General features: G+C 50.7%; 2 tRNA genes. Both read left to right on the forward strand.

The features are described from left to right. Positions 1 to 9: 9 nt before the first annotated feature. Positions 10 to 86, forward strand: a tRNA-Ile gene (locus QBK88_RS30735). A gap of 27 nt (positions 87 to 113) precedes the next feature. Further along, positions 114 to 189 (forward strand) — tRNA-Ala (locus QBK88_RS30740). Positions 190 to 270 lie beyond the last annotated feature (81 nt).

Here is a 270-nt window from a genome sequence, read left to right on the forward strand (position 1 = left end):
ACCGAAATTGGGTCTGTAGCTCAGTTGGTTAGAGCGCACCCCTGATAAGGGTGAGGTCGGCAGTTCGAATCTGCCCAGACCCACCAATTTTTGTGTGGGAAATGCCTGTATATGGGGCCATAGCTCAGCTGGGAGAGCGCCTGCCTTGCACGCAGGAGGTCAGCGGTTCGATCCCGCTTGGCTCCACCACTTAACTGCTTCTGTGTTAAAGCTTAGAAATGAGCATTCCATACAGGTGATGGTGAATGTTGATTTCTAGTCTTTGATTAG

The organism is Pseudomonas sp. RIT-To-2 (assembly GCF_029623465.1).
GTDB lineage: Bacteria > Pseudomonadota > Gammaproteobacteria > Pseudomonadales > Pseudomonadaceae > Aquipseudomonas > Aquipseudomonas silvicola.